The sequence below is a fragment of the Pseudomonas folii genome (assembly GCF_014357575.1).
Classification (GTDB): domain Bacteria; phylum Pseudomonadota; class Gammaproteobacteria; order Pseudomonadales; family Pseudomonadaceae; genus Aquipseudomonas; species Aquipseudomonas folii.
Map to the genome: position 1 here is coordinate 1 of NZ_JACONW010000043.1, position 21,406 is coordinate 21,406.

Annotated in this window: 23 protein-coding genes; 16 read left to right on the forward strand and 7 right to left on the reverse strand. The window is 57.5% G+C overall.

The annotated features are described in order from the left end of the window. The 6 genes from H8S59_RS11365 to H8S59_RS11390 all read right to left on the reverse strand — a co-directional run. On the reverse strand, positions 1-1,336 hold a 1,336-nt coding region (locus H8S59_RS11365), incomplete at its 3' end, for an LLM class flavin-dependent oxidoreductase (RefSeq protein ID WP_187521465.1). A gap of 37 nt (positions 1,337-1,373) precedes the next feature. After that, complete coding sequence (locus tag H8S59_RS11370) at positions 1,374-2,354, reverse strand: ABC transporter substrate-binding protein (protein WP_187521466.1); 981 nt, start codon at positions 2,352-2,354, stop codon at positions 1,374-1,376. Between the two features lie 87 nt (positions 2,355-2,441). Further along, positions 2,442-4,025 carry a rhodanese-related sulfurtransferase gene (locus H8S59_RS11375; RefSeq protein ID WP_187521467.1) on the reverse strand — a complete coding sequence of 528 codons (1,584 nt, stop codon included), beginning with the start codon at positions 4,023-4,025 and terminating at the stop codon, positions 2,442-2,444. Further along, positions 4,022-4,645: a cysteine dioxygenase family protein gene (locus tag H8S59_RS11380; RefSeq protein ID WP_187521468.1), complete on the reverse strand. Its 624-nt coding sequence runs from the start codon at positions 4,643-4,645 to the stop codon at positions 4,022-4,024. Before H8S59_RS11380 ends, H8S59_RS11375 begins: the two co-directional genes overlap by 4 nt. Before the next feature lie 345 nt (positions 4,646-4,990). Further along, the gene (locus H8S59_RS11385) at positions 4,991-5,938 is read right to left on the reverse strand and encodes a magnesium transporter CorA family protein (protein ID WP_187521469.1); all 948 of its coding nucleotides are present in this window, start codon (positions 5,936-5,938) and stop codon (positions 4,991-4,993) included. A gap of 23 nt (positions 5,939-5,961) precedes the next feature. Next, on the reverse strand, positions 5,962-7,548 hold the full coding sequence (locus tag H8S59_RS11390; RefSeq protein ID WP_187521470.1) for a RimK family protein: 1,587 nt from the start codon (positions 7,546-7,548) through the stop codon (positions 5,962-5,964). A 92-nt stretch (positions 7,549-7,640) separates the two neighbouring features. Here H8S59_RS11390 and H8S59_RS11395 point away from each other — a divergent pair, with 92 nt between their 5' ends. The 16 genes from H8S59_RS11395 to H8S59_RS11470 all read left to right on the forward strand — a co-directional run bounded on the left by H8S59_RS11395 (position 7,641) and on the right by H8S59_RS11470 (position 20,418). Further along, complete coding sequence (locus tag H8S59_RS11395; protein WP_187521471.1) at positions 7,641-8,729, forward strand: GNAT family N-acetyltransferase/peptidase C39 family protein; 1,089 nt, start codon at positions 7,641-7,643, stop codon at positions 8,727-8,729. A 737-nt stretch (positions 8,730-9,466) separates the two neighbouring features. Then, positions 9,467-10,372, forward strand: a complete 906-nt coding sequence (locus H8S59_RS11400) for a LysR family transcriptional regulator (protein WP_187521472.1) — start codon at positions 9,467-9,469, stop codon at positions 10,370-10,372. A 204-nt stretch (positions 10,373-10,576) separates the two neighbouring features. Further along, on the forward strand, positions 10,577-11,158 hold the full coding sequence (locus H8S59_RS11405; protein ID WP_141230147.1) for a Rap1a/Tai family immunity protein: 582 nt from the start codon (positions 10,577-10,579) through the stop codon (positions 11,156-11,158). Positions 11,159-11,692: 534 nt separating this feature from the next. Continuing rightward, entirely contained in the window at positions 11,693-12,601 is a 909-nt protein-coding gene (locus H8S59_RS11410; RefSeq protein WP_095094690.1) for a sigma 54-interacting transcriptional regulator, read from the forward strand. A 234-nt stretch (positions 12,602-12,835) separates the two neighbouring features. Then, complete coding sequence (locus tag H8S59_RS11415; protein WP_095094688.1) at positions 12,836-13,114, forward strand: type III secretion system major pilin HrpA; 279 nt, start codon at positions 12,836-12,838, stop codon at positions 13,112-13,114. A 91-nt stretch (positions 13,115-13,205) separates the two neighbouring features. Next, a complete protein-coding gene (locus H8S59_RS11420) occupies positions 13,206-14,243 on the forward strand; it encodes a hypothetical protein (RefSeq protein ID WP_187521473.1) in 1,038 nt (345 codons plus the stop codon). A 20-nt stretch (positions 14,244-14,263) separates the two neighbouring features. Then, on the forward strand, positions 14,264-14,632 hold the full coding sequence (gene sctI / locus H8S59_RS11425; protein ID WP_187521474.1) for a type III secretion system inner rod subunit SctI: 369 nt from the start codon (positions 14,264-14,266) through the stop codon (positions 14,630-14,632). A 10-nt stretch (positions 14,633-14,642) separates the two neighbouring features. Further along, on the forward strand, positions 14,643-15,473 hold the full coding sequence (sctJ, locus tag H8S59_RS11430; RefSeq protein ID WP_187521475.1) for a type III secretion system inner membrane ring lipoprotein SctJ: 831 nt from the start codon (positions 14,643-14,645) through the stop codon (positions 15,471-15,473). Continuing rightward, positions 15,470-16,036, forward strand: a complete 567-nt coding sequence (locus H8S59_RS11435) for a hypothetical protein (protein WP_187521476.1) — start codon at positions 15,470-15,472, stop codon at positions 16,034-16,036. Before sctJ ends, H8S59_RS11435 begins: the two co-directional genes overlap by 4 nt. After that, on the forward strand, positions 16,008-16,580 hold the full coding sequence (gene sctL / locus H8S59_RS11440; RefSeq protein WP_187521477.1) for a type III secretion system stator protein SctL: 573 nt from the start codon (positions 16,008-16,010) through the stop codon (positions 16,578-16,580). Before H8S59_RS11435 ends, sctL begins: the two co-directional genes overlap by 29 nt. Positions 16,581-16,658: 78 nt before the next feature. Beyond that, a complete protein-coding gene (locus tag H8S59_RS11445) occupies positions 16,659-16,880 on the forward strand; it encodes a hypothetical protein (protein ID WP_049827156.1) in 222 nt (73 codons plus the stop codon). Beyond that, positions 16,867-17,310: a type III secretion system chaperone gene (locus tag H8S59_RS11450; RefSeq protein WP_095094679.1), complete on the forward strand. Its 444-nt coding sequence runs from the start codon at positions 16,867-16,869 to the stop codon at positions 17,308-17,310. The genes H8S59_RS11445 and H8S59_RS11450 overlap by 14 nt, the downstream gene beginning before the upstream one ends. 22 nt (positions 17,311-17,332) lie before the next feature. After that, positions 17,333-19,411: a type III secretion system outer membrane ring subunit SctC gene (gene sctC / locus H8S59_RS11455; RefSeq protein WP_425504572.1), complete on the forward strand. Its 2,079-nt coding sequence runs from the start codon at positions 17,333-17,335 to the stop codon at positions 19,409-19,411. Then, positions 19,408-19,611, forward strand: a complete 204-nt coding sequence (hrpT, locus tag H8S59_RS11460; protein WP_087274741.1) for an HrpT family type III secretion system protein — start codon at positions 19,408-19,410, stop codon at positions 19,609-19,611. Before sctC ends, hrpT begins: the two co-directional genes overlap by 4 nt. Positions 19,612-19,615: 4 nt before the next feature. Next, a complete protein-coding gene (locus H8S59_RS11465) occupies positions 19,616-19,981 on the forward strand; it encodes a type III secretion protein HrpV (protein WP_095094677.1) in 366 nt (121 codons plus the stop codon). A gap of 50 nt (positions 19,982-20,031) precedes the next feature. After that, on the forward strand, positions 20,032-20,418 hold the full coding sequence (locus H8S59_RS11470; protein WP_095094675.1) for a CesT family type III secretion system chaperone: 387 nt from the start codon (positions 20,032-20,034) through the stop codon (positions 20,416-20,418). 744 nt (positions 20,419-21,162) lie between these two features. Here H8S59_RS11470 and H8S59_RS11475 read toward each other — a convergent pair. After that, entirely contained in the window at positions 21,163-21,375 is a 213-nt protein-coding gene (locus H8S59_RS11475) for a hypothetical protein (protein WP_095094673.1), read from the reverse strand. Positions 21,376-21,406 lie beyond the last annotated feature (31 nt).

A 21,406-nucleotide genomic window follows, 5' to 3' on the forward strand; every position in this document is an offset into this window, starting at 1 on the left:
TCTCTTCCTGCTGCGCATAGCGGTTTTCCGGCACTTGCAGATTGAAGTGCTCGCGCAAGGTCGAGCCGCTGTATTCACTGCGGAACAAACCGCGTGCCTGCAGCACCGGAACTACCAGTTCGGCGAAGTACTGCAAGCCGTCCGGCAGTACCGAGTTGATGATGAAACCATCGGCGGCTTCGTGCTCGAACCAGGTCTGAATAGTGTCGGCAACCTGCTCTGCAGTGCCGACGAACTCACGGCGTGGCCGGGAGAAGAACAGCGCCACTTCGCGCAACGTCAGGCCTTCATCTTTGGCCAGTTGTTTGATCCGGTCCGAGCTGCCTTTCTGGCTGTTGGAACCCAGGTCCCCCAGCTCGGGGAAGGGCGCGTCCAGCGGGTATTGGCTGAAGTCGTGATCATTGAACGGACGGCCCAGCGCGACGATGGCGTCTTCGATGCTCACCAGCTCCACGGCCTGCTGATAACGGCTTTCAACTTCTGCTTCATCGCGGCCGACGATAGGGCGGATGCCCGGCAGGATCGATAAATCCTGTGCGTTACGACCGAAGCCCACCGCACGTTTTTTCAGGTCCCGGTAGTAAGCCTGCGCTTCTTCCAGCGACTCGGCATGAACGAAGATCGCATCTGAATATTCGGCTGCAAAGTTGCGTCCGTCCTCGGAGGTCCCGGCCTGGAAAATCAGCGGATGGCCTTGTTTCGAGCGGGCGATATTCAGCGGTCCTTTGACCGAGAAAAACTCGCCTTTGTGATTCAGCGCGTGCAACTTGCCGGGCGTGAAGAACTCGCCGGTTTTTTTGTTGCGGGCGAAGGCGTCGTCCTCCCAGGAATCCCACAGGCCTTTGACCACTGAGACGTGCTCTTTGGCAATACGGTAGCGGACCGGATGCGGCGGGTGCTCGCCTTTGCTGAAGTTATCAGCAGTACCGCTGAGCCAGGACGTCACGACGTTCCAGCCAGCGCGACCACCGCTGATGTGATCCAGCGAAGAAATCTGTCGCGCCACCTGAAAGGGTTCGGTGTAGCTCACGGTGACGGTGGCGACGAGGCCGATATTTTCCGTGACCGCTGCCAGCGCCGAGAGAATGGTCAGCGGTTCGAAGCGATTGAGGTAATGCGGGCTGGACTTCTCGTGGATATGCAGGCTGTCGGCGATGAACACGAAATCAAATTTTGCTGCTTCTGCCAGTTTTGCCTGCTGTTTGTAGAAGCCGAAATTGACGCTGGCATCTGCCAATGCGTTCGGATGGCGCCATTCGCCCCAGCCGTGACCGACACCGTGGACCATTGCGCCTAGCTTCAATTGACGTGGCTCTTTTTGACGAGGCTTACTCATGAGCGTGCTCCGGAATCTGAAAGGGTTTGTCTGAGGATTAATGAGCGGCTGTTTGCACAACCTGAGCACGGGAAGCATTGAAGCTCTTGTCGAAGCCTTTTGAGACATCGATCGATTTGGTCAGGATGCCTTCCTGTTGGTAAATGTCAGCGGTGGCTTGCAGTCCCTTGATCACGTTGTCGTCGATCTCTACGCGGTTCATTTTGGTGGCGTTGGCAATTTCCAGATGAACCTCGATCGGCAGGCCGGTGATCGCAGCCTGAGCCTTGGCGTACTCGCCGGGGTGGGTGTTGCTCCACAGATAGGCGCGTTCAACCCGCGCAACGAAGTCGTCCAACTGCGCGCGCTTCTCAGCGATGGCTTTGCTGGTCGCGGCCAGATACAGGTGATTGCTCAACAGCTCGCTGCCACTGACCAGAACGCGGTCATGGCTCTGGGTGGTGGCGACCGTGGTGTAAGGGTCCCAGGTGGCCCAGGCATCGGCTCCGCCGCTAGACAACAGAATGCGCGACTCTCCCGGCAGCAGGTTGATGAAGGTGACATCGCTGGTTTTCAGGCCTGCCTGACGCAAGGCCCTGATCGCCAGGTAGTGGCCGATGGAGCCGCGTCCTGTGACGATGCGCTTGCCCTTGAGGTCCGCAACGGTCTTGATCGGTGAGTCTTTGGGGACCAGCAGGGCGGTGGTAAAACGGCCTTCGGCGTGAGTGATGCTGACCACTTTCAAAGGCGCGCCAGCACCCAGGGCAAATACGTAAGGCGCATCCCCCAGCGCTCCGACATCGACGGCACCGGCGTTCAACGCTTCACCCAAAGGTGCTGCGGAAGGGAATTCTGAAAATTTGATTTCGTAAGGAACGTTCTTCAGTTCGCCGGAGACTTGCAGCAGCGCTTTGATCGTGGATTTCTGATTGGCGACCAGCAGCGGTTCGAGATCGGCGGCCATGGCCTGTTGGCCGAGGGCAACGCTCAGCAGCGCGCCCAGCAGCAGTTTCTTGAAATTAAAGGTGTTCAACAACATGGGTGTATCTCCAGGCTAATGGCGTGCTGGCAAGGACCTCCGCCTGGAGGGGTCGGCCCTGCTCTTGAAAAAGGGTCAGATTGTTATCTAGATCACCTGAAAGCCGTGGGTACCGTCACGGGCGAGCTGCTCCACCAGACCGAACTCCCAGTCCAGATAGGCCTGCATGGCTTCGCGTGGAGCATCGGTGCCTTCATAAGGGCGGCGGTAGCGATCAATGCGCGGCGAGGCCAGCTGGCTTTCGCCGGTTTCCAGCGGTAGGCCGGCCTTGATCCAGTTGGCGGTGCCACCCTCGAGCAGGAACACCTGCTTGCCGGTCAGGGCTTCAACTTCGGGCACGGCAAAGCGCGCGAGTTTGCTGCTGCCGCAGGTCAGTACATAGCGTTCGGCTGCAGGGATTTTCTGCAGCGCGTCCTGCAACTGCGCGCGCAATGCCCACCAGGCCCCCGGAATATGTTGCTTGACGTAATTGGCGCTGGCGGTGAAATCCAGCACTGCCACGTCGCCGTGCTGCTGCCATTCGGCAAGGGTCTGCGGGCTGATCTCTTCCGCTTGTACGGGGGTGGGAATCGGCGCGCTCCAGTCGCCTTGTTCGCTGAAGTCGCTGGCTTGCAGATCATCAACCACAAACACTTCCCAGCCCAGTTGGGCCAGCCAGGACGCCGACATGTTGGCGCGTACGCCGTCGTCGTCCACCAGGACCAGACGCGCACCGCGCACACTGGCGTAGTGATCGGTTTCCTGAACCAGTTGGCCGCCCGGTGTAGAACGTGCGTTGGGCAAATGGCCTTTCGCAAACTCTTCCGGCGTACGCACATCCAGCAGGTACGTGGTGCGCGATTGATCGGCCTGCCAATTGCTCAGTTCGGCGCGGGTTGCACGGCGCACGCCAGCCTTGTCGGCCACGCGGCGAGCGTCGGCACTGGCCACTTCGCGGGTTTCGTCACTGACGGCAGCAAAGCGTCGCGCCTGGCCGTGGTCGAGTGTCTGGCCTGCCAGCAGCCAGCCGATGGTGCCGTTACGCAGGGCGCTCACTTGATTGGGGATGCCTGCGTTGACCAGCGACTGGGTGCCAATGATGCTGCGGGTGCGGCCTGCACAGTTGACGATGATTCGGGTGTTCGGGTCCGGGGCCAGTTCGCGGGCGCGCAGCACCAGTTCAGCACCGGGCACGCTGATGCCACTCGGGATGCTCATGGTCTGGTATTCGTCGTAACGACGAGCGTCGAGCACCACGACGTCGGCTTTGGAATCCAGCAATTGCAGCACTTCTTCAGCGGCCAGCGAAGGCGTGTGGCGATGGTGTTCAACCAGTTCGCCGAAGGCTTTGCTGGGCACGTTGACGTCGATGAACAGCTCGCCGCCAGCTTCGCGCCACCCTTGCAGGCCACCCTCAAGCAGTTTCACATCGGTGTAGCCCAATTTCTGCAAGCGCTCCACAGCACGCTGAGCCAGACCCTCGCCGTTGTCGTATACCGTTACGGCGGTGTCGAGGCGCGGGATGCGCGAAAACACTTCCAGCTCAAGCTTGGACAGCGGGATATTGGCCGCAAACAAAGGGTGCGCTTCGGCAAATGGGGCTTCTTCGCGAACGTCCACAAGGGCGAGTTCTTGATGGGCCAGCAGCGCCTGGCGAATATCGGCGAAGGAGCGGGTTATGGACTGAGTCATTGTGCTTGGCTCTCTTTGGCAGGGCTCTCTTTGGACAGATCCCAGATGTTGGGTAGAAAGGCGTTGGAATAGCCGGAGATAAACAGTTTTTCAGTGCCGTCGGGCTGGTAAACCGCCCGCCGCACTGCGCCGATGTTGGCGCCATAAACGTGAATGCTGATCGAGACCTGATCGCTGAAGGCGTTGCTGACCTGATGCACGTCATTGCTGCGTGGCGACAGGGCTTCCACATGACCGGGTTCGAGACGAATCGCCTGACTTTCTTTTTCCAGTCGACCGTCCGGACTGCGGGCAAAGCCCTGGGAGTATTCAGCGCCGCGCAACATGCCGATCAAGCCCCACACGCGGTGGTCGTGGATCGGCGTGCTTTGGCCAGGGCCCCAGACGAAGCTGACGATTGAAAAGCGCTGCCGGGAGTCGGCGTGTAGCAGGAACTGTTGATAACGCTCAGGGCTGGGAATGGCGTATTCGTCCGGCAGCCAGTCGTCGTAACTGACCAATTGGCCCAGTAACTTGCTGCCGCGGTGCAGCAGATCACTTTCGTGCGGGTTGCTGTCGATCAGCTCGGCCAGTGCGCCGATGAATTCTCGGAGTCGTTCGGGGTGTCGTGTCTGCGTCATGTCTATGCCAGCGCCAGGTTAATGCGTGGCTTAATATAAACATAATGGGTTTAGCTAATATGCGATTATTTTATGATTAGGTTATAACCAAAGGTGCTGAAAAAGTTTAGCGGTACTGCGCTATCTCAAATAGTGCAGTCGTCGTGGGACCGGCTTTAGCCGGGAATAGGCCGGTACAGCCACTGGAAATGTGTCGCCAGAAATGCCGCTTTCCCGGCTGAAGCCGGTTCCACGTCGCCTATGCGCATCTGCCACAAGCGTTTTGTTGAACTCCAAGGTCTTTACAGGAATGTGCAAAATCAATGGTCAGCTGGAATACAAAACGCTGGTCAAGTCGAGTGGGCCTCAAGCCGCAGGCGTGGCACTACGACGGAACACCGATTTCCTGAGCAGCACGGCCATCAACACGCTCAATACCACCATCCCCATGACCAGTGCCGGGAACGAGATCCACCACGGAACACTCGCCGTCATCATGCTGAATTCAGACATGCCGCCAATGCTGGCGATCAGGTTGAGGGGCAGGAACACCACGTTGACCACGGTCAGGTTGCGCAAGGTCGCGTTCATATTGTTGTTGGCCATGTTGCCCCTGGCGTCCATCAGCGAAGCAAACACGGTGGAGTAGATCCTGGCTTGCTTGTAGCACTGATCGTTTTCGATCTTGAGGTCGTCCAGTAGCGCGATGACGCGGGCAGGAAATGCATTGTTCTCGGCGTGGTGATGCAAGCGTTCGAGGACCGCACCGTTGCTCTGAATCGCGTTGATGTAATAGATCAGGCTTTCACTGAGATTGAACATCTGCAGCAGGTGCTGGTTGTCCAGTGATGTGTCGAATTTCTGATGCAGCTCCCGGGCGATCAGCTTGATCACCCGTAAGTGACCGAGGTAGTGGTGCACGCTGTTGAACAGCAGGTCGATGAGGATATCCAGCGGGTTTTTCAACGGCCGGTGAGTGCTCGCGGGGCTGAGCAATGAGTTGCTTGCGGAAATCACCACTAGGCTCTCGGAGGACAACATGAGGCCAAACGAGGACACTTCAAAGGACATCGCCGCAGCGCCCGAATAGCTTTCCGGGCGCTTCCAGATGAGAAAAAGCTGACCGTCATGAAATTCGATCCTGGACACCTCATCAGGGTCCAGTGCGGACTCCAGCATATGGGCATCCACCTGGAAACGTTGATGCAGAAACTCCCGTTCTTGCGCAGTAGGGTCCGTGCATAACAGCAGAGGCGCTTGCTCGTCTGTTGTTACCTGTAGCGTCGCGTCGATCAGGCTGTAGCGTTCAATCATTCTGGCGTCTCTACTGCAAGGGATTACTGGCCATAACCTTGATGCTTGAGCTCCAGGCGCCGGATGAATTCCTGCAGGACCCTGTCGTACAACTGCTCTTCAATGCAGGCATCTTCAATACCCGCATCCAGATTGGGGTTGTCGTTGACTTCAATCACCACCAGGCGCTCATTGGTCTGCTTGAGGTCGACGCCATAGAGCCCGTCGCCGATCAGGCTGGCGGCGTCTACGGCCAGCTTGACCACCGCTGGCGGTACGTCTTCGATGGGGATAGTTTCACAAAGGCCGTTGACCTCACTGCCTTGCGCTTTGTGGTTGTAGATTTGCCAATGCCCCTTGGACATGAAGTAGAGGCAAGCATAAAGAGGCTGTCGGTTAAGCACGCCGATACGCCAGTCAAACTCGGTGTAGAGGTACTCCTGAGCCAGCAGCAGCACGGAGTGCTCGAACAGCTCGGCAGCCGCCTTGGCCAGCTCTGCCTGGTTTTCTACTTTGATTACACCGCGAGAAAAGCAGCCGTCCGGGATTTTCAAAACGACGGGAAAACCCAGGCGTTCGCCAATCTGTTCCAGGTCCTGAAGGCGATCGCGATAAAGGATTTCTGTCGCGGGCATCCCCAGGTTGTGTTTGTTGAGCAGATCAGTGAGGAACACTTTGTTGGTGCAGCGAAGAATCGAGTTCGAATCGTCCATCACCACGAGGCCTTCGCTCTCGGCTTTCTTCGCGAAGCGGTAGGTATGATTGTCCACGCTGGTGGTTTCGCGAATGAACAGGGCGTCGTATTCCGCCAGTCGCGCATAGTCTTTCTTTTCGATCAGTTCCACATTGATGCCCAACCTCTGGCCAGCACTGATGAACCGTTGAAGCGCCAGCGGATTGGAGGGCGCCAATGCTTCGCCTGGGTCATGCAGGATGGCCAGGTCGTAACGGGACTGGCGTAACGAAACCGGCTGGCGCCAGATCCGTCGATTGAAGGTGTCGAGCGCGGCGGCGAAGTCATGCTGTTGTTCATCACGAAGCTTGTGCAGCGCCCCGATCTTGATTCCTGCGATCTGCCAGCGCTGGTTCTTGGTGAACTCGACTTGCAGGATGGGCGTCGGGAAGGTGTCAAACAGCTGCTGCGCCAGGCCCTGCAAGGGGACCAGGTCGGTCTTGCCAAAGTGGAAGGTGAGGGTAAACCCTTCTGTTTCGCCATACGGATGGTCGGCGATGGCGTCATCCAGCATCCGGTCCAGGTCTTCGAGCGCCAGGCCGTAGAGCGAGCGTTTGGTCAGCTCACTGATGGTTTTAACGGACGGAATGACTTTATGGCCCCGCGCTTCGGCCAGGAGCGAACAGTAGTAACCGTGGCCCAGATACTTATAACTTCGGCACAGGTTAATGACTTGAATCTGTCCGCCAGGATTTTTATATCGCTTGTCTTCCAGGTATTCCTGAGCGGTGACGATACTTTCACTGGGCAAATAACCCTGCCAGTCATCGCGGCGCTCCACGATCACCAATAACTTGCTGGGCGCAAACAGCAGTGCCGTGCCTTCGTCTTTAATAACAGGCAGATTGGACTCGACCTTTGGTAGTAATTCCATTACGTTTGAATACACCGAAACCATGATAAGAAGTGCCTTAGCCGTGCAGGTGTTTTCTATAAAACATATTTGATTTTAACTGTCCTCTTTCGTTACGTTTTATTTACGGTAATCCCATGGATCTTAACTATCGCTTTGCTACCGCCGAAGATATTCCTGCCCTGGAACTTCTGGAGAACCAGTGCTTCGAGCAGGACCGACTGTCCCGACGTAATTTCTTATGGATGATTCAGCGCGCGCACGCCAAGTTGTTAGTTGCCGAGGATGATCGAGGCTTGTTGGGGTATTCACTGGTCCTGTTTCATCGAGGCACTTCACTGGCGAGGCTGTATTCGCTGGCCATTGACTGCCGGGCCAGAGGGCTGGGCCTTGGCCTGTCGCTGCTCGAGCAATCAGAGCAGTTGGCGATTGAGCATGAGTGCGCACACCTGCGTCTGGAAGTGCGCCCCGACAATCCCTCGGCGATCCGCCTGTACGAACGGGCCGGGTACCGGCTTTTTGCCGAAGTCGACGATTACTACCAGGACCATGCCCGAGCCCTGCGCTATGAAAAGCGCATTGTCCTGCCGGTGCCGGGCAGCGTCTCGGCCGTTCCTTATTATGCGCAGACAACCGAATTTACCTGCGGGGCGGCGTCATTGCTCATGGCGATGAAGGCACTCAATCCTGACCGGGTCTTTTCGCGGGACGAGGAAATTCAACTGTGGCGGGAGGCTACGACTATTTTCATGACCTCGGGACACGGGGGCTGTAGCCCGCACGGGCTGGCACTGGCCGCATGGCGGCGTGGGTTCGATGTGCGTTTACAGGTCAGCCGCTCGGGCCCGCTGTTTCTGGACGGTGTACGCCGTGAAGACAAAAAATCAGTCATGCGGCTGGTGCATGACGGGTTTTGCAGAGAGCTGCAAGCCAGTGGTGTTCAGCAGTCCAAGTCACGTCGCCTCGACTTGCCACAGGTTTTCAACGGCGGCGGCATTCCTGTCGTGCTGATCAGCAGCTATCGGCTGACACGTTCCAAAGCGCCACACTGGGTGGTGGTGACGGGGTGTGATGAAGACTTTGTTTATCTGCATGATCCTGATCTGGACCATAGCCGGTATCGTCAGCGTCTGGATTGCCAGCATGTTCCATTGACGCACCAGGAGTTCGAACGCATGAGTGTGTTCGGCAAAGAAAAAGTCAGAGCGGCACTGGTTCTATTCTGAGTAAAGTGGGGCGGAATTCAGGGCGCCCCCGTGACATACCGGCTTGATTCGTTATTTGATTTTTTAGCGCAAGTTCAATGTCAGTGCGGCTTGTTTTTCTTTGAGTGTCTGGCGCTCAGGTATTCAAAGAGAAATGAAGCAAATCCGAAAACACCGATCATGATGATAATCAGGGTGCCTAATTCCGAATTTTCCATGTTGAATCTCACGTGGGGAAAAGAGTAGGGAGACTAACTTCCCATTGATAAAAAACAATCATGTTTACGGCGTCTTTACGGGAGGAAAGCAAACCATACGAAAACCATACGCATGGATAAGTACGCTGCACGTTGGTACAGGGGTTTCAGTGCTGTTGAAGTCACTGACATGACACTCTCGCACAGCAAGCATTGAACCTGTGGAAGATCTATTTTGTGACGTGCGACGTGGGACCGGCTTTAGCCGGGAAAGCGGTATTCCTGACGACCCATTATCAATGGCTGTTCCGGCTTCTTCCCGGCTGAAGCCGGTCCCACGACATTGCGCCGATACCTGGATTCCCACCGTGATCCCGATTCCAATCAAGCGGTTGGGTGTTGTTTTTAAGTGCCTGCCATTCTCCATACCAGCTGCATTCTCGTAGGCATGCCGTTTTCTCTCCCCCTTTGGCAGCGATGTACCCCCAGAGCTATCCACACACCGCAAATCCCACTATGCTTTTCGCCTATCTCTCATCTGTCTTTTTATGTGCGGTCCGAATGAAAATTGATGATATCGATGCCTTTGTGGCGGTGATTCGTTGCCAGTCGATCAGCCATGCGGCGCAATCCCTGGACCTCACCCAGCCGGCGATTACCCGGCGGGTACAGAATTTCGAGCAGGCGTTGGGCGTCGAATTGTTCGACCGCAACACCAAACCGCTCAAGCCGACGCAGATGGGCAATCAGGTGTATCAGCGCTGTCTGTCGATCCTGCGTGAGATGGATTCCTTGCGTGAGCTGGTTGCCAGCGATACACCGCCCAGTGGTCTTCTGCGTCTGGGGGTGCCGCAAACCATTGGTGACGTGGTGCTGCTGGATGCCCTCAAGCAATTGCGCAGTGAGTTCCCCGATTTGCGTGCGCAAGTGTCCACCGGTTGGGGCAGTAACCTGGTCAGCAAAATAGAGAACGGCGAACTGGATGCCGCCGCAGCATTGTTTCCGGCGGGCAAGATTTTCCCGGAAAACATCATGGGTGAGTCCATCGGCAAAATGGAGCTGGTGGTGGTTTGCGCTCGCTCTGCCTTGCCCAAAGGCTCGGTAAAACTGGCCGACTGTTATCAACAGGGCTGGGTGCTGAATCCTGACGGCTGCGGTTTTCGGGCGGGGCTGCAACGGACCTTGTCGGATCAGGGCCTGAGCTTGAAGGTCAATCTGGAAACCTTCGGCACCGAACTGCAACTGGGCCTGGTGGCGGATGGTATGGGGTTGGGTCTGGTGCCACGTCCGTTACTGGAGCGCAGTGTCCATCGCGAGCAACTGGCGGTGTTGCCGGTCAAGGATTTCAAACCGGTAATGGACCTGTGGCTGATCTATCCGCGCTTCCTGGGCAATCTGCAAGGGCCGGTCAGTTCGTTTGGCGACCTGGTTGCACGCTCGCTGAAGCAGGTTAAGGACGCTGCTTGATTACACGCAACCGCTCCTGAGTAGCAGGGGGGTGGTCCTTCAAAATGCACTCCTCTCAGTCTGAAATACATATTCTGTGGGAGCTGCCGAAGGCTGCGAAGCATTTACCCTGACACACCGCCATCGCAGCCTTCGGCAGCTCCTACAGGTATCGTCGACCTCAGTAGGCTATATCACCGCTGCTATTTCTTCGTCGCGCTTTCCTTGTTTTTCGACCACATCTGGTATCTCGCCGATGCGCTCGGCCAGCTTTTGCTCGATGGCTTTCAAAAAAATGTGCGCAATCGTGGAACCGTTTTTTTGGCTCTGACCACTCAGCATTCAGATCACCACGGGATCGGACTGATGGCGGATGACAGATTTTTCTCTGCGCAAGCTGTGCACAAACGCTCGCGCGCGCGTGAGGGCGTTGTCTTCAGGCGTCGTCTCCGGAAAAACCGTTTGATGCGCTCAGTCTGTGTGGGCGGGGTGTTGATGCTCGCAGGGTTGTGCGAGACGGTCCAAGGGGCTTTTTTCAGCGGGCGTGACCTGCAGGTGCCGCTGCGGGAAATTCGCAAGGGGCAACCGTTGACCCTGGCTCAGATGCAGGCATTGGGTTATGTCCAGGGTGTCTACGATGCCAATGCAGGTCTGTTGTTCTGCAGTCGGGAGGATGTCGACGCAGGGCAGGTGGTCAAGGCCGTCAATGCCTATCTGTTCAACCATCCGGAATTGTTGGAGCAGCCGGCAAGTGTAGGGCTCACTGCAGCGATGATTTCTCAATGGCCTTGTAGACACAGGGGATAAAACTGTTCAAATACTCTTATTCACTGGCAGTGATACGATTTTATACTGTAGCGTTAACAACAAGTGGATGATGGTCCGTGGAAGAGGCGTAAGTATTGTTCGTCGTGATAGTGTGATTGTGCTTGGAAACTTGTGGCAGATAAGTTATAGATAATAGCGATTCATAAAACTGTCACTTGCGATGGTTACTATCGCCCGCCGTGTCGCAAAGAGCGTTGCAAGAGGTCGCTTTTGGTGCTGGCGAAGGCTCTAGCACTGTGCTTTCAGCGAATATTGATATTGACTGAGCAATATATCGCGCAATGTTGAAATATAACTTTTAACTGAACTATTCTTGTCTAATCCGGTCTACGTTACGCAAGCTTTTTCAAACGACCTGTCCCCTCCAAATTCTCTTGCGGCTTTATGTTGAGAGTAGAAGTGTCCTTTGAAAATGGTACCACTTGAGTTGTGCGGCCTGAGCAGTCTGCTCATTGCAAACTGCCTGTCAGGGGGTCGCGATACTGGATGTAAGTGCGAAGAGGGTACTCCAACATGGATAGACGCGAGTTTGAAGCAGATCTGAAGGAAATTGCCTATTTTGGTGATTTCGTTGACTTGCAGTACCTGGCCACCAATATGGCCCCCCTGAATATTGATGTGCTGCTGGTTGGCGAAACAGGGACCGGCAAGGATACCCTGGCGAGACAGATTTACCGGTTATCGCGAAGACGTGGTGCCTTCGTCGCGATGAACTGTGCGGCCATCCCGGAGAGTCTGGCCGAGAGCGAATTGTTCGGTGTGGTCAGCGGTGCTTACACCGGCGCCAGTAAGTCCCGCAGTGGCTATGTCGAGGCTGCGCAGGGCGGCACGTTGTACCTGGATGAGATTGACAGCATGTCGCTGTCGCTGCAGGCCAAGTTGTTGCGTGTGCTGGAAACCCGAGGCGTCGAACGTCTGGGATCGACTGAGTTCATCCCGGTGGACATGTGCGTCATTACCTCCTCGCAGCGCCCTCTGGAAGAGTTGGTTGAAGAGGGCACCTTCCGTCGCGATCTTTATTTTCGTCTCAGCGTGGTCAGCATCAAGATGCCGCCGCTGCGTGAGCGTCGCGAGCAAATCATTCCGTTGTTCAACCGTTTTCTGGCCAAGCAGGCTTCGCTGGTTGGGCGACCGACACCGGTAATGACTCCCGCTATGACCCAACAACTGCTTTCACACACTTGGCCGGGCAATATTCGCGAACTCAAATCCAGCGCCAAACGCTCCGTGCTGGGCTTCTCACCACTGGCTGAGGCGTGTTCGCCAGAGCCGTTGCAGCTCAAGGCGCAGCTGCGGGTCATTGAACGTATCCTGATTGATGAAGCCATGAAGCGCCATCAGCAAAGCGTAGAAGCGGCCAGCTTCGAATTGGGCATCCCGAGCCGCACCTTGTATCACCGCATCAAAAGCCTTTCAGTCTGACACCACGCTCGATCCGGCTTCCTTCTACTCTGCCCTCACGTCTCCCGGTTCTCTGACTGGCGATAAACAGTGGGTGTCCATGGCCCGCAGATCCGCTGCTTTCAGCGGGATGCAAAGTCCTCAGATTAAACGTGGAACTGCTTTCAACCTCATGCCCACTCATTGAACAGGACCGGCGCTTGACCGTGACGGACCTGAGTTCCTACATCAATCATTCCGCTGAGGTGCAAGATTATGGAAAGCTTTTTCAACAGCATGAACAACATGGGCAACAGCTTTAGCAGCAACTTCAAAGCCGCTACTGCCGGTACCGACGGTGGCTACGAAAGCGACTCTGCAGAAAACGCCGGGCGCATGACTGATGCCACGGGGGCTGCGGACTCCAAAGTCACCAACGCGGGTATCAAGAAAATCGAGACCGACGCCAAGAACACGGTTGAGGCGATGAGCCAGGACAGCGACCTCAAGCACCTCAGTAACGTCGCTTCAACCGCCAAGGGGATCAATTACTGATCATTCTGGCGGTGGCTGTGTCCCCTCAGTGGAGGTGCGACATGGCCCCGCCCGCACTCTGGATGTCTGATTACAAAGAGGACGTATAGGCATGACCATTTCGATAAATCTTGAGAACAGTCGCCCGACCAGTTTCAGTAATGAGCAGCAGACGCGTAATTCCCCCAATGCAGCGGGCGGCAGTCAACGCCCACAGAGCATGGATGACGCTCTGAACACTCTGGTCAAGTCGATGACCGATAGCAAAGGGCAGGTCAACAGCGAAAATCCACTGGTAAAACTGCTTACTCAACTGCTGGAGAAGCTAGGCTCGCAAGGCCAGGCGGCTGGCGGCCAGGGCTCCAGCGGTATGTCTGATCAAAAACCTGCTGCCGGTTCCGTGAAGGACATGAGTCCTGACGATCTCATGAAGCTACTGAGTCAGTTGCTGGGCGGTAGCCCCGGCAGTTCGGGCAGTGCCGGGGCTGGCAATGGTTTTGGTGGCGGCAACGGTGGTGTGGGCGGCGGCGGTGGAGCTGGCGGTGGCGGCGATGCGCTTTCATCACTGCTCGGCGGACTGGCAGAGCAGAAGCTCGGGAGCCTGTTGGAGCCTGCGAAGGATGGTTCGGGTGGCGCAACGTTTAATCAGGACGACAAAGCCCTGTTGCAGGATGTCGCTAACTTTATGGACCAGCATCCTGAGAAGTTCGGATCGCCAGGCGATGCTGACGGCAAGACCAAATCCTGGTCGGATGAGCTGAATGAAACCGACAGCAGTGGCAAGGCGGACACTTTCCTTGACGGCGCTGAAGCGTCCAAATTCAAGGATGCTATCGCCATGCTCGGCCAGGCTGCCGGCAGCGGCACAGCACCGGCTTCAGGCATGCTGGCCAACAGCGGGATTCCCATTTCTCCGGGCCAGGGCAGCGAAAGCGGTGGAGGATTCGGTGGTGGCGTAGGCGGCAGCGGCGGTTTCGGCGGCGGCAACGGGACGGTGACCATGGGCCTCGATGATCTGCTCAAGCTGTTGCAAGGGCAGGGTCAGGACGGCAATTCCACCCAGGGTGCCGGTCCGACTGCTCAGAGTCAGGCGCTGCAGCAGGATGCTCAAAATACAGCCGGTTCGATCATGAACAAGCTGTTCAGCTGATAACCGTGAAGGAGGTCGATATGACGATTGGGAAACTGGAAAGCAGCTCGGCCTCCGCCACGGCGCTCAAGCCGGAAGCGGAGCTGGATAACCCGACGCAAGGCGATGCCGACTGGTTCAGGGCTGCCATGCAAAGGCCAGAACCGACTCAGGGCGCGGGGGCTTTTTCGGAACAGGTGATGGACCCGCTGACGCGCAAGGCACTGTCCCTGGAGGATATGTCCAAGGACGCTGGCAAGGCGCTGCGCGAGGCGTCGCTGCATTCGGACCCCAAGAAGTTCATGGAAGCGACCCGGGCGCTGAGCGATTACTCTCTGCAAACTTCGCTGTCGGTGAAAATGATCAGCAAGGGTTCGCAAGCCTTGGACAAACTCACCAACATGCAGTGATGGGTGGCTGATGAGGCATTTTCTGCAATACCTGAGCCTGATTGGGCTGGCGCTGATGCTGGGGGCTTGCGGTGATCAGATCGAACTGCACGGCAAGCTTTCTGAAAACGATGCCAATGATGTGATCGCCGAGTTGTCGAGCAAGAACATCGACGCCAGCAAGCGCAGCAACAAAGAAGGGGTCAGCGTTCTGCTGTCCGCCTCGGACATCAATCGAGCGGTGCGGGTGCTGGAAGCGGCGGGTCTGCCACGGCGCACGCGCACTAATCTGGGGGAAATCTTCAAGAAGGAAGGGGTGATCTCCACGCCTCTTGAAGAGCGCGCGCGTTATATCTATGCATTGTCACAGGAGCTGGAGTCGACGCTTTCGCAGATTGATGGCGTGATTGTTGCCAGGGTACATGTGGTGCTGCCTGAGCGGGTAGCGCCCGGCGAACCGGTGCAACCTGCGTCGGCGGCGGTATTCATCAAACACGCTGCGAGCCTTGATCCGGATACCGTGCTGCCGCGAATCCGGCGCATGGTCGCCAGCAGTATCCCCGGCATGGCAGCGGCGGTGGACAACACCGAGAAACTGTCGGTGGTCTTTGTCAACGCACGTGCTTATCAGGAGGAGCAGGTTCTGGTTCGTTACGGGCCGTTTATGGTGCCCGAGCAGGAAGTCGGCGCGGTCAAAGGCATGATGCTGGCTGGAGGGTTGGGAGTTTTCGTCCTGTTCGCGGGCTTGATTCTGTGGCTGCGCCCGGCTTTACGCCACAAATTGCTTGAGCTGGTAGGCATGCGCTCGGCACCCAGAGCGTCTGGCACCGCTGTCGGCCGGTTTGACGAGCGCGGGGCGTGAATCCGGCGCTGGCGCAGCAGTGGCTGCAATGGTGGGCGCGGCCCTGGCAATGGGCTGACCCCAGTTGGTCTGAAGTGATGACCGAGCACCGTTTGAGCGATGCCCAGTTTGCCTGGTTGTCAGCGGTATACCCTGATCGACTGGGCGTTGCGTTCGGTGTTCAGGCCTGTAGTCCGACACTTCCAGACCCCATTATCGTCAGCTTGCTACAGGCCGACGAGCATCGGGAGTCTTTGCTCGCTGTGGTCGAGCATCTCTGCACAGCGCGAGCAACGCGACGGCTGCCGGATGAAAACCTGCGGCCCTGGTGCCGCAGCGTGGCCAAGGCTTTACGACCGGGCAGCTGGTTGCCTGACGAGCCTGTCGACCCTTTGCAACTGCTGGCTCAATGGCGTGGCGACGCGCAATGGCAACGGCTAAGGCTGCTTTGGCCGCGGGCTGTCGCAATCAACATCACCGTATCGCCCTGCGCCGAGCCCAAGCGGCTGGATATGCTCTGGCGCGCCGCCTTGCAACGTATTCTGGAGGAGCCTGATGTTCATTCGTCGCACGCTCAGCTTTGATGCCCGACAGCCTGGCGTTGCCGAGCCATTGCTGCGCCGGGAATATTTCAGTGATGTGGTGCTGGCCAGCGAGCATCTCGCGCGTGCCCGTGTGCAGGCTCAAGCGTTGCTCGCGGATGCCCAGGCTCAGGGGGAACAGCTGCTGGCCGACGCTCAAGCGGACTTCTGGGCCCGTGCCAATGCAATGCTGGAAGATTGGGAGGCTGAACGACAGGCTCAGCGTGAGGCGTTGGTCGAGCAGGCGCGGAGCCTGTTGAGCGAGACGCTGGCCAGTCTGCTGGGCACGCTGTCTGACGAAGAGCGTGCCTTGGCACTGGTGCGCCAGATTGCCCAGAGTCAGACCCGTCCAGTGCGCGCCACATTGCGTTGCGCAGTGGACCTTCATGAGTCGGTTGAAGTCTGGCTGCAACAACAACCGCACACTCACTGGCAGCTCGAACGCGACACCGGCCTCGCTCCCGGTACGCTCTGGCTGAGTACTGAAAGCGGCGACTTCAGCCTCGACTGGGAACGGCTGCGCGAGCGCGTTATAGACCTGGCGTGATCAATATCATCACCGACGGAACCGTTCTGTCCGGCGTGACCACTCATCGATAGTCATCCCATTTCGAGAGAGCACGCCATGTCAACCAATGCCCTGGAAAGACGACTGGACAACAACTACGACCGAGCCAGCCGCAACTACGAGTACGCGAGCGAAGCCGCCGCCGACGACCCTAGCGTCGAGAACATGCAGGCCATTTTCGAGGAAACCATGAACACCACTTCGGCCAACTTCGCGCTGACTCAAGCCCTGAGCGCGAAGCACGGCATGACCAAGTCGGTGCTCGATGGCTTCCAGTGAGCTGTACACCCAGCTAGAAGCCTGCCGCCGCGAGGCTGGCGGGCTTTTCGAATGCTGGGTGGACGGCGTCAGCATCCAGGTGCAAAACCACGACGGCGGGTTTTTCTGTCGTGTCGCGCTGCCTGGGCGCATGGGCACACACAATGATCAGCTTGCCCCCCTGTTGCGCCTGGTCGAAGCCAGCCTGATGGGTGAAGACCCGATTGCCCTGGCTTATGACCGCCAAAAACAGCGTGCCTGCCTCGTGCGCTGGCTGCCCCCCGATGTCGACACTGCGGCGCTGGTCGCCACCGTTGAAAACCTGGCCAACCAGCAAGCCGCCTGGGCGCTGGTACTCGCCGAACAGGCCCCGCGCAAAACGGCAGGCCGACCCGCCATGCCCGCGTCGCTGGGTCTGGGACTTTTGCACAGAGGATTGATGAATGGGTAAAACTGCCTGGACCTGCCTGCCTTTGATGGCCGCGATGCTCTGGGCCACGCCCACCTTTGCCGTCGTACCGGAGCAATGGCGCGACACCCCGTATGCCTATGACGCCAAGAATGCGCCGTTGACGCAGGTCCTCAAGGACTTCGCCGAGAGTTTCGGCGTCAGTCTGGAGATGGAAGACATCAGCGGCACCGTCAACGGGCGGATGCGCAGTGAAAGCCCGGAGGCGTTTCTTGATCGCCTTGCGCTGGAGCATCAATTTCAGTGGTTCGTTTACAACAACAGCCTGTACATCAGTCCGCTTGATCAACAGCAATCCAAACGTATTGAAGTGGATGAGAAGTCCGTCGATGACCTCAGCCAGGCATTGACCGATGTCGGCCTGCTCGATCCGCGCTTCGGCTGGGGCGCTCTGCCCGAGCAGGGCGTGGTGCTGGTGCGGGGCCCGCGTCGTTACGTCGAGTTGATCGAAGACTTCAGCAAGAAGCAGCAAAGCCGCGATGAAAAGCAGGAAGTCATCTATTTGCCGCTCCGCTACGCGAACGCCGCCGATCGACCGATCAAATACCGCGGCGAAAGCCTGAAAGTCGATGGCGTTGCCACGTTGCTGCGAAACCTGCTGGAGCGTCGCTCCTCAATGGGCGGCGGGTTGACTTCTGATGCCCTGCGCACCGGCACGCTTCCCTTGGCGGGCATGGGCGGCATGAGCACGGGTTTCGGCGCTGACGCGAGTAATTTTCCGCAGTTGTTCGACGACTCCGTTGCCAGCAATTTCAGCGGCAAGAATTATGTGGCACCTACCGAAGACGAGCGGCGCTCTACGCGCTCGCGTAATCACATTCGGGTTGAGGCGGACGTGCGTAACAACGCCGTGCTGATCTACGACGATCCCGAGCGGCGTTCGATCTACAAGGATCTGGTCGAGGAGCTGGACAAGCCACGTAACGTGATCGAGATCGACGCGATTATTGTCGACGTTGACCGCAACTCCATGGATGAACTGTCCAGCAACTGGGGGTTGAGCGCCGGTAACTTCAGCGGCGGCGCGAGCATCGCCGAGAACGGCCGCAGCTCGACGATGTATGTTCAGGATCGGGACAAGTTCTTTCTGGGCTTGCGCGCACTGGAAGGTAAAGGATCGGCCACGATCATCGGCAATCCTTCGGTGCTGACCCTGGAAAACCAGCCAGCGGTAATCGACTTCAGCCAGACCGAAATTCTTGAGGCTATCGGTGAGCGGGTTGCCAATTTCCAGCCGCTGACGGCGGGCACCAGCCTGCAGGTCATTCCGCGTTCAATCACGGCTTCCGGTGCCAAAGACCAGATGATTCAGATGGTCGTCGATATCGAGGACGGGCAGATTCAGGAATCCAATATCCGCGCCGAGCAGCCTTCGGTGCGCCGTGGCAACGTCAGCACTCAGGCGGTGATTGCCGAGAAAGCCTCGCTGGTGGTGGGCGGTTTTCATGTCTATGAAAACAACGAGCGGCGCAAGAAAGTGCCTTATTTGAGCGCGATCCCGATTATTGGCAAATTGCTGTTCACGGCCAGCGAGCGCAGTGAGTCTAACCGCGAACGCTTGTTCATCCTGACGCCGCGCCTGATTGGTGACCAGGTGAACCCGATGCGCTACGTCGACTACGCCAATCCCAATCACGTGCAGGATCGTCTGGACAAGATTAAAAAGCGCCGCGAAGGCACCGAGCGACCCAACCGCACGGTGGTCACCAAAGCGCTGAGCGAGATGATTCAGGGCACGTTGCCTGCGGGCTTTACCGCTGCGGCCATACCTCTGCGTCCCGAAACATTGTGCGATGGCAATCCTGACCTGCAACTCGATCCACGGCGTGCGCAATGGTATGCCGGCGATGCAGGGTTTGGTGTCGCCGTCGCGCTGGTACGCAACTCGACCGATAAGCCGCAACGCGTTGATGAAGCCAGCTGTGGCGGTCGTTATGCGGTCGGCGTGAGCGTCTGGCCCAGTGCCTGGGTGCCGCCAGGTGGCGAGGCCGAGGTGTTCATTGCCTTGCGTCCGCCCAAGGTCAACAGCGGCGCGCCGCAACGTCGTTCATTGCTCACTACTGTGGAGGTCAGCCAGCCATGAAAGCTGTCTTGCTCGCTGTCACCGTGATGTTGTTGGCCGGTTGCTCGTCTTTTGGCCACCGCGGGTGCGCTAAAGAAGCGTGTGACCGGCCTGTTTCCAACGACCGTGAGGTTGTTATCTGGTGGCCGTCGGATATGCGCGACGGCCTCGGCCTGGGGGATGAACAGGCCGATTTCACTCGAGTGCCCTTGGAGGATTAACGCTATGCCTGCTCGTAATACAGACAAGGCGCAATTTTATGCCGAAGTGGTGGCAGGACGCCCTGCTATCTGGGAAATCGCCGCTGGCGTAGCCTTTTGCACACGACGCGAATGCCTGGACTGGGGCCTGGCCTTGCAGGTTGACTGGCATAGCCTGGGACCTTCGCAATTAGGTGATGCGCTGGAGCGTCGTTTCGATGATCCGGAACGCTACAACGATTACTTTCTGTTCCTGGATTCACGCCGCGATTTCGTGGTCTGGCACTGTTTGCCGGGCGAACTGGACACTGCCGCGCTGGATGAAATCAGCGCTCATCAATTGCAGCTCATGGGGCTGGAGCACTTGGGCGAAGGTTTGGCGCGCCATTAATACGCGCCATGTCCCGTAACGCCGATCTTCATTTATAGGGAGTAGAATTCATGACCACACCTCACGCAGACCGTTTGCTTGCGGCGCTGGCCGCCCAGGCTGGCAGTGAACTGGTATTCAAGGATGGCCTTTGTGCGCTGGCCGACGAGCAGGGCCAGGAGCTGGCCAATATTGAAGTACCTGCACCGGGTGACGTCGCATTTGTGCACGCCCGCATTGATCTTGATCAGACGCAACGTGGCATTCACGAGCGTTTGCTGCAGCTCAATTTCAAGCCTGACCAGTTGGGCGGTTGCTGGTTGGCTCTGGATGCGCAGAACACCGTCCGTTTGTGCGCGCAGCAAGATCTCAGCGTGCTCAATGAATTGAGCTTCAGTCAGTGGATCATGGGCTTCGCTGATCGGCTGGCTACTTTGCGTCGTACGCTGGTGCGGTAACGTGGCTGCATTCCTTCTATTCATGGGGATGTTTGTGTACATATCCGTTGTTGCGTTAAGGGGGATATTGGTTGCGCTTTTACAGCGCGTCACTTTTGATAGATCCGGAAGCCGGCCCAGACAAAAGTAACCAAAACGCTCTTGCCCCATCACTCGGCACCTCGCTGGTGCTCGGTGTACCCGCCCGCAGATCCTGAACCGTGGGCCGCCGCAACGGGCCATCCATGGCCCAATGCGGCTAACCCGGCGTCCTGCCACTCTTCAACTCAAGAGCGCCCCACGCTTCAGAATCTGCGTTCGGCCAGCGTGGTTTAACGGGGCGCCTAAGATCAAAATCAAAAGCGCGGCGGCCTGACAGCCGACCTGGTTGTTTGAACCTGCTACCTTCGCTCCTGCTAACACGGACCTTGTGGGAGCGGTGCTTGCCCGCGATTCAGGCGCCACGGTACGTCAGATATACCGCGTAATCGTTCATCGCGGGCAAGCACCGCTCCCACATAAAACCGCGTGTATCCAGGCCCTGATCTAGATCTGCTTAGATCTGCTTTTGATTTTGATCTGAGGCACCCAGTGGTAGGCATGTACGGATCAACCACATGGGTTACAAAAAAGTGACGCGCTGTAAAAGCGCAACCCCAAAGCAGCCGTTACCGCAGCAACGGATTAGCGCACAGATAGGGGTTTATAACAGCCGCGCCGAACGCGCCGCATACCGCAGCAACGTTCGGCCTGGAGGGGAGAGGCTTAGTAAGTCGCCGGTTTGTTCTCGTTAGCGCTGGCGTAGGAAACCGGTTCGCCGCTGGGCCCGCCGGTGATCAGGTTTTTTGCGGCTTCGAGACCACTGCTGGCCAGTTGCTGACCAGCGCCCTGGGCAAGATTTGCCCCCAGGTCTTTACCGAGATCTTTAGCCATTGGAGCGGCTGCGCGTGCTGCGGTGGCGAGGACTGCTGGGATCATGATGTTTTTCCTTTCAGGGTTGGTAAAACAG